The 15,196-nt window shown below is 46.7% G+C and carries 12 protein-coding genes; 2 read left to right on the top strand and 10 right to left on the bottom strand.

The window, feature by feature from the left end; genetic code table 11:
- Nucleotides 1–150: 150 nt before the first annotated feature.
- From H6A28_RS05875 to H6A28_RS05890, 4 genes are read right to left on the bottom strand one after another with little or no spacing between them, the layout of a single operon-like run.
- Entirely contained in the window at nt 151–1,419 is a 1,269-nt protein-coding gene (locus H6A28_RS05875) for an adenylosuccinate synthase (protein WP_204476962.1), read from the bottom strand.
- Between the two features lie 31 nt (nt 1,420–1,450).
- Nucleotides 1,451–1,909 carry a Fur family transcriptional regulator gene (locus tag H6A28_RS05880; RefSeq protein WP_204476961.1) on the bottom strand — a complete coding sequence of 153 codons (459 nt, stop codon included), beginning with the start codon at nt 1,907–1,909 and terminating at the stop codon, nt 1,451–1,453.
- 53 nt (nt 1,910–1,962) lie between these two features.
- Nucleotides 1,963–2,640: a DNA alkylation repair protein gene (locus H6A28_RS05885; RefSeq protein WP_430622446.1), complete on the bottom strand. Its 678-nt coding sequence runs from the start codon at nt 2,638–2,640 to the stop codon at nt 1,963–1,965.
- Nucleotides 2,640–4,607, bottom strand: a complete 1,968-nt coding sequence (locus H6A28_RS05890) for a dipeptidyl-peptidase 3 family protein (RefSeq protein WP_204479314.1) — start codon at nt 4,605–4,607, stop codon at nt 2,640–2,642. The genes H6A28_RS05885 and H6A28_RS05890 overlap by 1 nt, the downstream gene beginning before the upstream one ends.
- Before the next feature lie 181 nt (nt 4,608–4,788).
- Here H6A28_RS05890 and recQ point away from each other — a divergent pair, with 181 nt between their 5' ends.
- Nucleotides 4,789–6,618 carry a DNA helicase RecQ gene (gene recQ, locus H6A28_RS05895; protein ID WP_204476966.1) on the top strand — a complete coding sequence of 610 codons (1,830 nt, stop codon included), beginning with the start codon at nt 4,789–4,791 and terminating at the stop codon, nt 6,616–6,618.
- Between the two features lie 93 nt (nt 6,619–6,711).
- Here recQ and H6A28_RS05900 read toward each other — a convergent pair whose 3' ends face one another.
- From H6A28_RS05900 to H6A28_RS05920, 5 genes are all read right to left on the bottom strand, one after another.
- Nucleotides 6,712–7,947 (bottom strand): sodium ion-translocating decarboxylase subunit beta, encoded by a 1,236-nt coding sequence (locus tag H6A28_RS05900; RefSeq protein WP_204476956.1) that lies wholly within the window; start codon nt 7,945–7,947, stop codon nt 6,712–6,714.
- Entirely contained in the window at nt 7,947–9,803 is a 1,857-nt protein-coding gene (locus H6A28_RS05905; protein ID WP_204476954.1) for a biotin/lipoyl-containing protein, read from the bottom strand. Before H6A28_RS05905 ends, H6A28_RS05900 begins: the two co-directional genes overlap by 1 nt.
- Nucleotides 9,804–9,831: 28 nt before the next feature.
- Nucleotides 9,832–10,089 carry an OadG family protein gene (locus tag H6A28_RS05910; protein WP_148330195.1) on the bottom strand — a complete coding sequence of 86 codons (258 nt, stop codon included), beginning with the start codon at nt 10,087–10,089 and terminating at the stop codon, nt 9,832–9,834.
- 147 nt (nt 10,090–10,236) lie between these two features.
- Nucleotides 10,237–10,740: a nitroreductase family protein gene (locus H6A28_RS05915; RefSeq protein ID WP_204476952.1), complete on the bottom strand. Its 504-nt coding sequence runs from the start codon at nt 10,738–10,740 to the stop codon at nt 10,237–10,239.
- A gap of 12 nt (nt 10,741–10,752) precedes the next feature.
- Entirely contained in the window at nt 10,753–11,418 is a 666-nt protein-coding gene (locus H6A28_RS05920; protein WP_204479316.1) for a DUF2490 domain-containing protein, read from the bottom strand.
- Between the two features lie 178 nt (nt 11,419–11,596).
- Here H6A28_RS05920 and H6A28_RS05925 point away from each other — a divergent pair, with 178 nt between their 5' ends.
- A complete protein-coding gene (locus H6A28_RS05925) occupies nt 11,597–13,228 on the top strand; it encodes a M64 family metallopeptidase (protein WP_204479318.1) in 1,632 nt (543 codons plus the stop codon).
- 253 nt (nt 13,229–13,481) lie between these two features.
- On the opposite strand, the gene H6A28_RS05930 is transcribed toward H6A28_RS05925, so the two are convergent.
- On the bottom strand, nt 13,482–15,161 hold the full coding sequence (locus H6A28_RS05930) for a putative transporter (RefSeq protein ID WP_204476946.1): 1,680 nt from the start codon (nt 15,159–15,161) through the stop codon (nt 13,482–13,484).
- Between the last annotated feature and the right edge of the window lie 35 nt (nt 15,162–15,196).

Raw genomic sequence — 15,196 nt, forward strand, 5'->3', positions numbered from 1 at the left:
TATCTTTGCCATATTACTTTGCTTATGCCTAAAGATACAAAATCTTTAGGTAATAACAACGCCTCGGCTTGGGAAAGTCGGGGCGTTGTCATAAAAAAAGAGGGTATGCATTTTGACACACCCTCTTCCCAATTTATTCAGATAAATAAATCAATCCACGTAACGTTCAATTGTCTGTTCACGGTCAGGACCTACAGATACAATCTTTATCGGAGTACCCAACTGTTCTTCCAAGAAAGTGATATACGCATTGAATTCTTCGGGGAATTCATCTTCACTGGTCATCTTGGTCATATCCGTCTTCCAGCCCGGAAGTTCTGCATATACAGGTTCAACTCCTTCTGTAATGTCGAACGGGAAGTAATCAATTTCCTCTCCATTGACTTTGTATGCCACACAAGCCTTGATGGTATCGAAATCGTCCAAGACATCGCTCTTCATCAAAATCAACTGAGTAACCCCATTAATCATAATAGCATAACGCAATGCCACCAAGTCAACCCATCCGCAACGACGTTCACGACCCGTTACAGCTCCATATTCATGTCCCAAATCACGAATTTTCTTTCCGGTTTCATCAAAAAGTTCAGTAGGGAACGGACCTGAACCTACACGTGTACAATAAGCTTTCATGATACCATACACTTCACCGATTTTATTAGGACCTAATCCCAAACCCGTACAAGCACCTGCACAGATGGTATTGGAAGAAGTGACAAACGGATAAGAACCAAAGTCTACATCCAACATGGTACCCTGAGCACCTTCACAAAGTACAGACTTACCTTCATTCAGCAGACGGTTCACTTCATGCTCGCTGTCTACCAACGGGAACTGACGGAGATATTCAATACCTTCCATCCATTGTTTTTCCAGTTCCGTAATATCATATTCATAATTCAGGCTCTTCAGGATTGCTTCATGGCGTGCTTTGGCAGCTGCATATTTAGCCTCGAAGTTATGCAGGATATCTCCCACACGCAGTCCGTTACGACTCACCTTATCTGTATAAGTCGGGCCAATACCCTTTCCGGTAGTTCCCACTTTAGAAGCACCTTTTGCCGCTTCGTATGCTGCATCCAAAATACGGTGAGTAGGCAGAATCAGATGGGCTTTCTTAGAAATGTGCAAACGTTCCTTCAACGGGTGACCGCTTGCTTCCAATGCTTCAGCCTCAGCCTTGAACAAAGCCGGGTCAAGCACCACTCCATTACCGATGATATTTACTTTATCACCTTGAAAGATTCCAGAAGGAATAGAACGGAGCACATATTTCTGACCTTCAAATTCAAGAGTATGTCCGGCGTTCGGGCCACCCTGAAAACGAGCAACCACATCGTAACGGGGAGTCAATACATCGACCACTTTACCCTTTCCTTCGTCGCCCCATTGTAAACCTAACAAAACATCTACTTTCATGATTCTTTATGTTTTATATATTCTTTAAATATTATTTCTTTTTCCGTTTAGCAGCCATACACTTGCTGCACAGGCCATAGATATACAGCGAATAATGCGATGCATAAAATCCTTTCAATTTTGTCAGCGCGATGGCCTGTTTCAGATGGTCGTCTTCAAACTCTGAAACTCTTCCACAGCAGGTGCAAATCATGTGATGATGAGTTTCGTTGTTGTACGAACGTTCATATTGAGAAGTATTGCCAAACTGGTGCTTGATGACCAATCCTGCATCGATGAGCAGGATGATAGTATTGTACAAGGTGGCCCGACTCACCCGGAACTTTTCCTTTTCCGCCATATAGCTGTACAATTCATCCACATCAAAATGTCCTTTGATGGAATAAATCGTTTCAAGTATGGCATAACGTTCAGGCGTTTTCCGGTGTCCGTTCTTCTGCAAATACTCTGTAAGGATTTGTTTGACTGTCTCTTTTATATTCTCTTCCATCCCAATAATCGTTCAGCGGTCAAAGTTATATTATTTTGAGTAATTTAGAAAGATTACAGGCTATATTCTATCTCATTTTTTAATTCTGTGGCAATTGTACGGATTTCCGGTTTAGAAGATTTCTGCAGATTTCCCAACTGACGGAGTACCGTACGGGAGTTCGTTCTCGACTGTATGGCAAACTTGCAAATTGCCTTGGCCGCCACCCCACGCATGTCCGAATTTCCTTCCAAGACAGTAAAGGCCTGGTCTAGGAATTCAGCTTCCGCTCTTTCGTTCAGTGCCCATCCTTTCATCAGCAGACGGGTCATCAGCAAATAGCCGCACAGCTGGAAATATTCGCGCTCATCGGCCATCCAGGGAAACACCACTTCCGAAGCATACGGCAGACGCTGGAAAAGATTCATCACCGTATATTCTGCCAGTTCCGGGTAGTGCATGTCTTCTATCCATATTTCGGCAATCTCCCGATAGAAGGTTTCTACAGGCTGCAAAAGCCCTGCCATAATCTTGCATTCACGGATGTTCTCTTTCCACAAAGCCTGAGCCAGTTCATGATTGGGCTCATACTCCGCCGCAATTTCTTTAATGCGAGGATATTCAATACCAAAATTCAACTTATAATCAAATCCTTTTTCCCGCATACTTTGGGAAATCATTCCATTCATAAACAAACGGAACTTTGACTTGATTTCTCTTATCGTTTCATGTATTTCTGCTTCTGTCATCATCAAATTTTCAAATTAGAATAATCCCGGCCATAACGAAACATCTGCTCCTTATAGCCTTCTGTATAATCTACTTTCACGTCCACAATCCGGCCTTCCACATCGTATTCCGGACGATATACCGGATTGACAAATCCCTTGTAAGGAGCCAGATGCAAGGCACGGTAACGAGCCAGCACTTCTTCGTGAAGCGACGCATCCAGTTTCACGGCATATTTTTCTATCAACGTACGAGCTGCTTCGTAATCGCCTTCACTCTTGATACGCTGAATCTCACTCAGCAACCTGCCGAACAAGTTGCGCAACTGAGGATAATCATTGATTTTTACATACGTCTTTCCTTCTTTTTTCACCAGTTCCACCACATTCATCGGTTTGCCGTTTTCAAGAGCCCAACGGGCAATCAACTGACGATTACGCATATGTGCCTCTTCCAAATCGCATCCCGGCTCAATACGCACCATTTGGGTTAGCAATCCGTTCATCATATACGCATAATATTCAGCCTTATACGCTTCTTCATCAGGAGTCAAGCCCAGTTCCACCAGCTTTTTGTCAGGGAGATAATACAAACCGAACAAATCGGCACGGGCTTCTTCAATGGTAGAACCATACGCTTTCAAGGCATCCGGATCCACTCCCGGCAGCAATTTGCCGGAGCCATGCCCTACACATTCATGCAGGTCGGTATGAAGGTCACCGGTGATGTCGGCATATTTCTCGAGCAAGTCCTTTTCCACTTGACTATACACAAACTCATCGCGGAAACCATTGCCTTTGGCAGCCTTGTTATAAGCATCTGTAAGGTTTCCAATCGTTACCGACTTGGAGCCATGCACACTACGAATCCAGTTGGAATTAGGCAGATTGATGCCAATGGCCGAACTCGGATACAAATCACCGCCCAGCATTGCAGCCGTAATCACCTTAGCTGAAACTCCCTTTACGACCTCTTTCTTGAAAGAAGGAGACACCGGAGAATGATCTTCAAACCATTGAGCATGCTGGCTGATGATTTCTGTACGCCGGGTAGCCTCCTCATCCTTGAAATTGACGATAGACTCCCAGCTGGCCTTCATGCCCAGCGGATCGCCGTAGCTCTCGATAAATCCGTTAACGAAATCCACTTTCGAATCCGTATCTTTCAGCCAAGCAATTGAATACGCATCAAACACTTTCAAGTCGCCGGTACGATAGAAATCCACCAACAGCCGAATCACCTCACGCTGTGAATCGTTCTCTGCTACCTTTTCCGCTTTTTCCAACCAGGCAACAATCTTTTCGATGGCTTCTCCATACATTCCGTCCAGTTTCCATACTTCTTCCTGCAAGACACCCTCTTTCTTCACCAGACGGCTGTTCATTCCATACATCACCGGATGCGGATCTCCCTGCGACTTCTGCTGTGCATAAAACTGTTCAGCTTCCTGCTGCGTCACCCCTTCATAATAGTTGGCCGCTGAAGTCACCACCAGGTCTTCCCCATCCGCCTGATTCACCCGTTTAGGCATGACTTTCGGATCAAATATCACCGGGAACAACTCCTGGCACATGTCCTCCACCGATTGTCCAGCCTTCAACGGAAGCTGTGACACATCCACTTTGTCAATCCACTTCCGTAAGAATTCCGGCGAGAAACCCGGCACAAACTTATCGCAGCCATAATGATGGTATATGCCGCTGGAAAACCAAACCCGTTTCAAATAGACTTCCAGCCCTTGGAATTCCTTATCATTCTTATCACCCGAATAAGTGGTATAAACCACTTCCAGCAATTTCCGGATTTGCAGATTATACTTTCCATTCTGATCAAACAGTATATCTCTTCCTTCCAATGCAGCTTGTGACAAATAATACACCAGTTCTTTCTGCTTTAAGGACAGATGCTCAAAACCGGCCACACAATAGCGCAACAATTGCAAATCGGCAAATTGTTCTACGATATAATAGAAATTTTCTTTTGTACTCATTCCTGATTTATTTTACGTTCGTACATAATTATACAAAAATCGCAGAAGTTTTTCAATCTCACAACAATCCCCCCGAAAAGTTTACCAAAAAACTTCACCTCCCGACAAAAATAAGAGAAAGCGGCAAGTCTTTAAATTTTTACCTATCTTTGTATCTAAATTTAGAATCATGAGAGAAAAAATGCTGAAAACGCTCAAATCTTATTTTGGGTATACTTCTTTCCGTCCGCTTCAAGAACAAATCATTTCCACCATACTGCAAAAGAAAGACACACTGGTACTTATGCCTACCGGAGGAGGAAAATCGATGTGTTACCAACTGCCGGCACTCCTGATGGAAGGAACCGCCATCGTGGTTTCTCCACTGATATCTCTCATGAAAGACCAGGTGGAATCCTTGCAAGCCAACGGTATCGTAGCCCGTGCGTTAAACAGTACCAACGACGACGCGACCAACGCCCAGCTTTACTTTGAATGCGTACAAGGAAGGGTCAAACTGCTTTATATATCGCCCGAAAGACTGATGTCTGAAATGAACTATCTGCTGCGCGACATCAACATCTCCCTGTTCGCCATCGACGAGGCGCATTGTATCTCTCACTGGGGACATGACTTCCGACCGGAATATACCCAACTGAAGAACATCCGACGTTTCTTCCCCCACGTGCCGGTAATGGCCTTGACCGCCACAGCCGATAAGATTACCCGTGAAGACATCATACAACAATTGGAAATGCGCAACCCGGAAATCTTCATTTCTTCCTTCGACCGCCCGAACCTGAGTCTAGAGGTGAAACGAGGCTATCCGCAGAAAGAAAAAATAAAAACCATCGTCAAATTCCTGCGACGCCACCGGAACGAAAGCGGCATCATCTATTGCATGAGCCGCAACGGGACAGAAAAGGTGGCCGGTCTGCTCGAAGAAGAAGGATTCGACGTAGGAGTCTACCATGCAGGATTATCGAACGAGCAGCGGGAAATGATGCAGGATGATTTCATCAACGACCGCATACAGATTATCTGCGCCACCATTGCTTTCGGCATGGGAATTGACAAGTCGAATGTCAGATGGGTCATCCATTACAACCTTCCCAAAAGCATTGAGAACTTTTACCAGGAAATCGGACGGGCAGGACGCGACGGACTTCCCAGCGAGACCTTGCTGTTCTATTCCTTCAGCGACATCATCCTCTTGTCGCGCTTTGCCGCCGAAAGCCATCAGCAGAGCATCAACCTGGAAAAACTGAACCGCATGCAGCAGTATGCGGAGTCTGACATCTGCCGCCGCAGAATCCTGCTGAACTACTTTGGAGAGACCATGGATCACGATTGCGGCAACTGCGATGTGTGCAAAAACCCGCCGGAACGCTTTGACGGTACCATCATCGTGCAAAAGGCCCTGAGTGCCATAGCCCGTACCGACCAACAAATCGGTACCCGTACGCTTATTGACATTCTGAAAGGTTACGCCTCTTCCGAAGTCCTTGAAAAAGGCTACGACAAGCTGAAGACGTATGGCGTAGGTCGTGATGTACCTGGAAAAGACTGGCAAGATTACCTGCTCCAGATGCTGAACCTCGGATATTTTGAAATTGCCTACAACGAAAACAATCACCTGAAAATTACCCCCTCTGGGAAAAAGGTCCTCTTCGGGAAAGAACGGGCCCCACTGGTGGTCATCAAACGGGAGGAATCGCATGGCAAGAAAACTGCGGCAAAAGGTCACAAAGCGGCGGCTCCCGTACCCATGTTCTCCTCTACCGTCTTTGAAGAAGAAGATGCCGAACTGTTTGAAAAGCTCCGTTTGCTCCGGAAAGACCTGGCCGACCAACTGGCTATCCCGGCCTACATCGTCTTATCAGACAAAACCTTGCATCTGCTGGCGTTCAAGAAACCCCAAAGCATAGAAGAGTTCGGTGAAATCAGCGGCATCGGTGAGTTCAAGAAAGAAAGATACGGCAAAGACTTCCTCACCGTCATCCACAACCATTTGCAGAAAAAAGCAGATTGAACCATCCTCTCCCAGATATCCACAACAAAAAAGGATTGCAAAGCGACTCTTTCACTTTGCAATCCTTTTTTATTTTACTGAAGTTCCACCCGGTTATCCGAGGAAGGAAATCAGTACACCGGCTGCTACGGCAGAACCGATTACACCGGAAATATTACTTGCCATACAATATTGCAGCACGTGGTTCTTCGGGTCATATTTCAAGGCAATTTCGTTGGCTACACGGCTGGCCATCGGCACGGCACTCAATCCGGTAGCACCAATCAGCGGATTGATCTTCTTCTTGGTGAAGAGGTTGACCACCTTCACAAACAAGATACCACCAGAAATAGACAAAGCGAATGCCAAGAAACCGCCAATTACGATACCGATGGTTGTCCAGTTCAGGAAGGCATCGGTTGTCATGGTTGCTCCTACAGAAATGCCCAGGAAGATAGTAGCCGCATTCATGATGCTGTTGGAAGCGGCATCGAACAAACGGGAAGTGTTGCTACCGATTTCCTTTACCAAGTTACCGAACATCAGCATACCAATCAAAGGCACTGCACTCGGCACGAACAAGGCCACAATCGTAGTACATGCAATCGGGAAAATGATTTTCAGTACACGCAGGTTCTTGATTTCTGTCTTTGAAGGATATTTCTTTTCCTGTTCCTTCATATTGATGGACAGTTCCTTCTTCGTACACCAGATACGTACCACCAGCGGCACGATAACCGGAACCAAAGCCATGTAAGAATAAGCTGCAATGGCAATCGGACCCAGCAAATGAGGAGCCAGCTTAATAGTGGTAAAGATGGCTGTCGGACCGTCGGCACCACCAATGATACCCAGAGAAGCAGCTTCTTTCGGAGTGAAGCCCATCAGGATAGAAACCAGCAATACGGCAAAAATACCCAGCTGGGCAGCCGCGCCGAAGATAGAAAGACGAAGATTACGCAACATCGGACCAAAGTCGGTCAGCGCACCTACACCCATGAAAATAATCGGCGGCAGGAATCCTGTCTTAATCAACATATAATAAATGAAGTTCATCAGTCCCAGGTCGTGTGCAATTTCATGCAGCGGCATTTCCCAGATGTTCTTCATCACACCGTTCACCATGACCATTCCGTTCTCGTCGGCCTGCACAACTCCCATGTCGCCTCCCGGGAAGTTGGCCAGCAACACACCGAAAGCGATAGGCACCAGCAACAGCGGTTCATACTGTTTCTTGATACCCAGATAGAGCAGGACGAAAGCGATGGCATACATGATGAGAAACCGCGGGTCAGCAGCAATGTTGCTGAAAGCGGTCATATCATATAATCTTTCTAATATATCTTCCATCACAAAATCTTCATTAATACGTCATCTTCTGATACGGAATCACCGGAATTTACACAAATAGCGGTAATCGTTCCACTAAATTCTGCTCGGATGGCATTGTAAGTCTTCATTGCCTCCACGTAGCAAATCACATCTCCCTTGTTCACCTTGTCACCCACTTTCAGCGGAGTTTCCTGGGCACCTTTGGTCAGGAAGAATTTACCTTCCAGCGGAGAAAGAACTTCTTTTCCTTCACCAGCCGGCACCTGAGCTGCCGGAGCGGCTGCTGCACCTGCCTGACCTGCCAGTTTCGCCGGATTGACATCACCGAAGGCAACGGTTACCCGATAAGCCTGTCCGTTAACGTCTACCGTCAATACCTTGGTCTGGTCGTTGGCCATGTGAACTTCTTCCTTGGCTTCACGACGTTTCTTCACGTCTTCCAGGAAGTCAGCCTTAGCCTTTCCACTCTTGTAGGCTTCATACTGAGCTGGATGCATGGCATATTCGAAGAGTTCTTCGTCGTCCTGTCCGGTATCCCATTTCTTTTCCCACATCATCTGGCGATATTTCTCCAGCTGGTCAGGATAGTTGTCCTGCGGGTTACCTGTAAAGAACTTACGTCCTTCACGTTCTGCCTTTTCTACGATTTCAGGAGCCAGCTTGCCCGGTAATTGTCCGGCCTTGCCCAGAATCATGTCCCAGATATCGTCGGCAATCATACCCCAGCGTTCCTTGCCTTTTTCCATCTGGATGACGTTCATCATGGCCAGGTTCTTTACATACTGGCTGAACGGAGTAACCAGACACGGATAACCGACACGCGGCCATACGTAAGCAACTTCGTCGAACAGCTTGATCAGCAGCTCATCCTGAGTCATGAACGGCAGATTCCGTTTTGCCTTGTATTTGTTGATAGATTCCAGGTTAGAATCCAGGTCAGCCATCAAGCTACCCATCATACCACCCGGCAGTCCCGGTCCGATCAACAGAGAGTTCATCAGACGGTTTCTCGGACTGATGTACAAGCCCAGGAAGTCGTCCATGAATTCCTGAATCAATGAACGAACCTTCATGTAAGCCTGCATGTTGATTTCAGGCACTTTGAAGCCCGCATCTTTCAACATAGCCTGTACACTGATAACATCCGCATGTCCTGTACCCCAAGACAACGGATCCATACCTACGTCCACGTAATCACAACCCGCCTTGCAGACTTCCAGAATAGAAGCCATGTTGAAACCAGGTCCCGCATGTGAGTGATACTGAATCGTGATATCTTTAATCTTCTTGATACCGGCTACCAGCTTGCCCAAGAATACCGGACGGCCGATACCCGCCATATCCTTGATACAGATTTCATCGCATCCTGCATCAATCAGCTTCTTGGCCATATCCAAGTAATATTCTACAGTATGAATCGGAGAATAAGTGATGCAAAGACAGCACTGAGAAATCATGCCGGCATCGTGTGCATAACCGATAGAAGGAATAATGTTGCGCACATCATTCAGTCCGCAGAATGTACGGGTAATATCTGTACCTTGTGCTTTCTTGACCTTATAGAACAATTTTCGTACATCGGCGGGTACCGGACTCATTCGCAAACCGTTCAACGCACGGTCGAGCATGTGCGTCTGAATACCGGCTTCGTGAAAAGGCTTTGTCCACTCACGGACCGCCTTGTTCGGATTCTCCCCGAATAACAGGTTTACTTGTTCAAAACCTCCCCCGTTTGTCTCTACACGGGCAAAACACCCCATTTCAATAATGGCTGGGGCTACCTTTACCAACTGGTCTACACGCGGTACGTACTTTCCGGCACTCTGCCACATATCGCGGAAAACCAAACTAAATTTGACTTCTTTCTGTTCCATGATTTTACATGCGTGTTTTTCTAATGGACTACTGCAATTTTTCTACCTTTATTACCTGGCCTTTTCCGGCTGTCAGAATGTCGACGGCTGCCTTGATGGCATCCATGGCGCCTGCATCAGTAGATGCTCCCGATGAAGTGTTTTTCTTTTTGGGAGCCTCCTCTGGAGCTACCTTGTTGACGACGGAAATCAGAAGTTGGCTTAACCAGATCACGATGAGCAGAATCACAAAGACAGTGACCATTCCAACCACCATCAGCAATAATCCCAGTTCAAAGTTTTCCATCTTTTAATTAATTTGAATGTATATAAAAAGGCGCTCTCCAGGAAATACCTCCCAAAGAGCGTCCCAAAAGTAGAAATTTCAAACAAATATTGTAACTAAAACTCGTTAAATATTTGATAATTTGTTTACAAATTCACTAAATCACTATCAAAATAAAATTTCATCCAGCGATTTGCGTTTTTTAGCTGACACTTCTTGCTCTGCGGCATATCCTACCGGAATCAGTACCGCAGGCTCTATATGGGCGGGTAACTGAAGTGCTTCCCGGCAAAGAGAGACGTCAAAATTACATACCCAGCAGGTACCCAAACCTTGCTCCGTAGCAGCCAGGCAAAGATGTTCCACGGCGATAGCAATATCAATGTCGGCATGGTCTTTCCCGTCCGACTTCCGGTGCCATGATTTTTCATGATTCACACAGGCCACAATAAGGCAAGGCACATTGGCCATCCATTCTCTCGGATAGGCTTTTTTCAACTGTGACAAACGAGGTTCGTCCGTCACCACTGCAAACTTCCACGGCTGGAAGTTCACGGCTGAAGGAGCCATACGCACACACTCCATCACATATTCCAGTTTTTCTTTCTCTACCGCACGCGATTCATAGTTCCGCACGGAATGACGCTGCTTGACTAATTCTAAAAAATTCATCTTATACTTTCTTTATAACGTGATTTCCAAATTGATACCTAACACATTCAGACATCGTTTCACATCATACTGACGGCAGTAATACACGTCCAGCATTGTCCGCTGCGACAAATTCCACCGCACCCCAGGGCGATAACGCACGCGAGGCAACGAAAAGAACGCCTCCCCGCCTACCGGCTGAAAGGATTCTATCGAAAAATAAGGATGCAAGCGCCAGTCCGTCGGCTCATACACAGCCTGCAACCGGGAACGAAGCTGAGCCTCTTTACCTCCTCCGATAAACGTATGCTGGAACAGTTCCCTCCAGCCCAGCTTGAAGTCTCTCACAGGACTGGATACGACAAAACCTGCCTGATAACGATGCCCGATTTTCCATCCGGCCTTTCCACGGTCACGGTATTGCAGCTCATAATAGCCTTTCAGCTGCATCAACGGAAGTACCCGGTAATTCAAGCCTATATTCAGCCTTTCCCGCTCCATTTCTTTCAACCCATGTTGGGTTCTTGCCTGAAAGGTTCCCCTGAATTTAAGACGCTTGTCCACCTGCCAATTCACCCGGACGCCTGTCCATGCGGCAAACTCTCCAGACGCCACAGCATACGTCCGTACCGGCAGCATCCATCCTCCGCATATGACAACCACTCCTACGATTATTTGACACAGTGTCCGTCTCTTCATTTCACCTCCGGAATTTCTTTTATTTTCTCTGCAAGGTATTAAGAAAATCCTGAATCTGCAAAACTTCTCACCCCATTCCTCCACATTCGTAGATTTTTTGAATACATTGGTAGATTTTATTTGTTTCTTCTCACCTAATAAAATAAATTTGTTTCGTCCCTTTAAATATCAATATGACATGAAACAGTATCTATTATCTTTCATTTTCATCATTCTGGCCATCAGCTGCACCGAACAAGAAATAGAACCCGATTTTTCATTCCAGTCGGATACGGACGAGATTACCTTAGCTGCCACAGCAAACTCTCAAACTGTAATCCGTTTTACCAGCACCCGCGAGTGGCAAGCTTCCACAAACAGCCAATGGCTGGGTGTGACTCCCGCGTCTGGAGAAGCTGGTACTTGTGAAGTAACCCTGACCGCCTATAGTACAAACCAAGAAAAAACATCCAGAAGCGCAGTTCTTCAGCTTGTCTCCGACGGATTAACCCAGTCGCTCACCGTTACCCAATCGGCTGCCGACTATGTCACGCTGGAACAGACGACCTATTATATAAACGCAGAAGGAGGAGCACTGGAAATCAATTTTACCTCCAACCTGAGTACTGACGAACTATTTATTTACGGCACAAGTTCCTGGATTACACAAACGGAGGAGAGCCGGTCGGAGAAAGGATACGTACTTCCCCTGACAGTTCAGCCCAACCCTGATGAAAATCCACGAACAGCCTATATTCAATTTTACAAAAGCAGTTCAATCCTTCCACAAAACGGTCTTTTGAACAGCATAACCGTAATACAAGAAGGCACTAAACCGGTTACCTCCACCGACTATTCGGCCGACAAAACCGTGCATATTTTCCAACAGGCCAGCGAAGGAAAAGGGCTCCCCATCGTACTCATGGGAGACGGTTTCTTGGATACGGAAATAGCTGACGGCACCTACGACAAGGTCATGAACAAGGCCATGGAAAACCTGTTCACCGAAGAACCCTTGAAATCCCTGCGCAACTATTTCAATATCTATTCCGTCACAGCCGTTTCCAGCAGCACAAAGTTTGATGGCCTCAGCACTACTTTCGGATGCCAGATGGAAGGTGGTACAAGCACCCTCGTATTCGGCAACGATGAAACCGTCATGGAATATGCAAAATGTGTGGAAGGACTCGATCCTTCCGAAATGCTGGCGGTAGTGGTACTCAATTCATCCGCCTATGCAGGAACCACCTATTTCGGATATGGCACCACCACCCAGATGAGCGAACTCGCCATTGCTTATTGCCCCATCATCGAGGACCTGGAAAACGAAATGTTCCGGGAAGTACTTGTGCACGAAGCGGTAGGACACGGATTTGCCAAACTGGAAGACGAATACAGCTACGACGGACGGATTTCTTCTACCGAAATCCAGCAAGTGCAAACACTGCAAAGTTACGGATGGGCACAGAATGTGGATTTCACCCAAGACGAAAATACGGTGCTATGGGCTTCCTTCCTTACTGACAGCCGCTACGACGATGAAAACATAGGTATCTACGAAGGAGCCTGCACGTATATGTATGGAGTATATCGCCCCACCGAAGACAGCATGATGAACAGCAACACCTGCGGCTTCAACGCTCCGTCACGAAAAGCGATTTACGACATGGTAATGAAAAGAGGAGAAAACCGCACTCCTACCTATGAGGAGTTCGTCACATTCGATCAGTCACAAAGCACGCAGACACAAAGCCTCAGACGGACTTCCACACAAAGCCACCGTCCGTTTGCCCGGCCACACTTTGTCAACAAGCCACTGCCCACTCGATAAGTATTCGAGGTAAAGTCTCTATTTACAAAGAGTTATTTTGCAAACGCTTTACTCTTTTTTATGTTTTCCGTAGCGGGAACGTATGTTTTCCTTCTGCGAAACGTAGGTTTCCGCCGTGGGAAACGTACGTTTTCCCATAGGGAAACATAGAAAACAAAACGGAGAATGACGCTTTATGTATTGTCATTTACAAAAAGAACGCCCCGAACCTTTTCAGATTCAGGGCGTTCTTCTTATTTTAATTCTACTATATTTATCCCGCCATCAGCAAGACAAGCAGCTGTGCAGTCAGAATACGCAAGAACATGGCCAACGGATATACTGTAGAATAACCTACGGCCGGTGCATCGTTTCCCGCAATCTGATTGGCATAAGCCAAGGCTGGAGGGTCAGTATTACTACCGGCAATCAAACCCATTAGCGTGAAATAGTTCACCCGATGATGCCAGCGAGCCACAATACCCGTAATAATCAATGGAATAAAGGTAATCAGGAAACCGACTCCTACATAAAGTATACCATCTCCTTCTACCACCATCTGTACGAAATTCTCGCCGGCCTTGATTCCTACACTGGCAAGGAAAAGTACCAGACCGACCTCACGCAACATCAGATTGGCACTCATCGTGGTATAGGTAACCAGTTTTACCTTATGACCGAAACGGCCAATCAAGATGGAAATAATCAGCGGACCACCGGCCAGACCCAGTTTCACCGGAGTCGGCATGCCCGGAATGGCAATCGGCAGACTACCGAACAAGATACCACAGAGGATACCCACAAAGATAGTCACGATGTTCGGATGGTCCAGACGGCGCAACTGGTTACCCAGCAAGTTAGCTACCCGTTCAATGGCATCCTGCGGACCGACCACCATCACACGGTCGCCCACCTGCAAACGAAGCTGACGGGCCGCAAACAAGTCCATACCTGAACGGTTGACACGCGTCACGTTCACCCCATACATGCTGCTGAAGTGAAGCTCTCCCAAAGTCTTTCCGTTGATGTTCGGCTGCGTCACCAAAATACGGCGGGAAACCATCGGTTTGTCCTGCTGACCAGTCGCATCCCAGTCCTGGTCAATCTTCGGACCGATAAAAGCCATAATGGCTTCCGAGTCATCCTCGGCACACACCAGAAACATACGGTCGCCCAACCGCAATACCGTATTGGCATTCGGAGTCACCATGTGTTCATCCTGAATGATACGGGTACACACAAAGTCACGTGCCAAAAAGTTCTGCACCTGCGACAAGGTCTTGCCACTCAATGCCTCATTCTGCACCTTCAGCGATATGGTATAAGGCTTCATGTGCGGATTGGCTTCTTCCTCTTTCTGGATTTCATCGCTATCCCGCTTTACATCCACCCGGCAGATATAACGGATAAGAATCATGGAAAGAATGATACCCATCACGCCCAGCGGATAGGCACAAGCATATCCCATGGCGATTTCCGGTCCCTGATAATGGAGCTGCTGCAACGCCTCGTTGGCCGCACCAAGTCCCGGTGTATTGGTTACCGCTCCACAAAGAATACCCACCATCATCGGAATATCAATTCTGCCTTGCAGGGCGAAATACAGAATCAATGCCACGGCAATATTCAGTACCACAATTCCTACTGCCAACAAGTTGAGCGTAATACCCCCTCGTTTGAACGAAGAAAAGAAAGAAGGGCCGACCTGAAGTCCGATACAGAAGACAAAGAGAATCAGTCCGAAGTCTTGTACGAAAGAAAGTATGGCCGGATTTCCGGTAAAGCCGAAGTGTCCTGCCAAGATTCCGACAAACAAGACGAATGTAACTCCCAGCGAAATGCCGAAGAATTTAATTTTTCCCAACAATACCCCCGCCGCAATCACAAAAGCATAAAGTGCCACGATGTGCGCTATAGAGTTGGGATTTGTAAACAAATCTTGTAGCCAATTCATAGTTATTAAATTTTTTATTCGGAAGGCAAATGTAA

The organism is Bacteroides mediterraneensis, from assembly GCF_016900355.1.
GTDB lineage: Bacteria > Bacteroidota > Bacteroidia > Bacteroidales > Bacteroidaceae > Phocaeicola.

Bases quoted from the DNA above. Each gene is read 5' to 3' on its own strand.
- H6A28_RS05875 (WP_204476962.1), bottom strand. From the start codon at position 1,419: ATGAAAGTAGATGTTTTGTTAGGTTTACAATGGGGCGACGAAGGAAAG.
- H6A28_RS05880 (WP_204476961.1), bottom strand. From the start codon at position 1,909: ATGGAAGAGAATATAAAAGAGACAGTCAAACAAATCCTTACAGAGTAT.
- H6A28_RS05885 (WP_430622446.1), bottom strand. From the start codon at position 2,640: ATGATGACAGAAGCAGAAATACATGAAACGATAAGAGAAATCAAGTCA.
- H6A28_RS05890 (WP_204479314.1), bottom strand. From the start codon at position 4,607: ATGAGTACAAAAGAAAATTTCTATTATATCGTAGAACAATTTGCCGAT.
- recQ (WP_204476966.1), top strand. From the start codon at position 4,789: ATGCTGAAAACGCTCAAATCTTATTTTGGGTATACTTCTTTCCGTCCG.
- H6A28_RS05900 (WP_204476956.1), bottom strand. From the start codon at position 7,947: ATGGAAGATATATTAGAAAGATTATATGATATGACCGCTTTCAGCAAC.
- H6A28_RS05905 (WP_204476954.1), bottom strand. From the start codon at position 9,803: ATGGAACAGAAAGAAGTCAAATTTAGTTTGGTTTTCCGCGATATGTGG.
- H6A28_RS05910 (WP_148330195.1), bottom strand. From the start codon at position 10,089: ATGGAAAACTTTGAACTGGGATTATTGCTGATGGTGGTTGGAATGGTC.
- H6A28_RS05915 (WP_204476952.1), bottom strand. From the start codon at position 10,740: ATGAATTTTTTAGAATTAGTCAAGCAGCGTCATTCCGTGCGGAACTAT.
- H6A28_RS05920 (WP_204479316.1), bottom strand. From the start codon at position 11,418: ATGAAGAGACGGACACTGTGTCAAATAATCGTAGGAGTGGTTGTCATA.
- H6A28_RS05925 (WP_204479318.1), top strand. From the start codon at position 11,597: ATGAAACAGTATCTATTATCTTTCATTTTCATCATTCTGGCCATCAGC.
- H6A28_RS05930 (WP_204476946.1), bottom strand. From the start codon at position 15,161: ATGAATTGGCTACAAGATTTGTTTACAAATCCCAACTCTATAGCGCAC.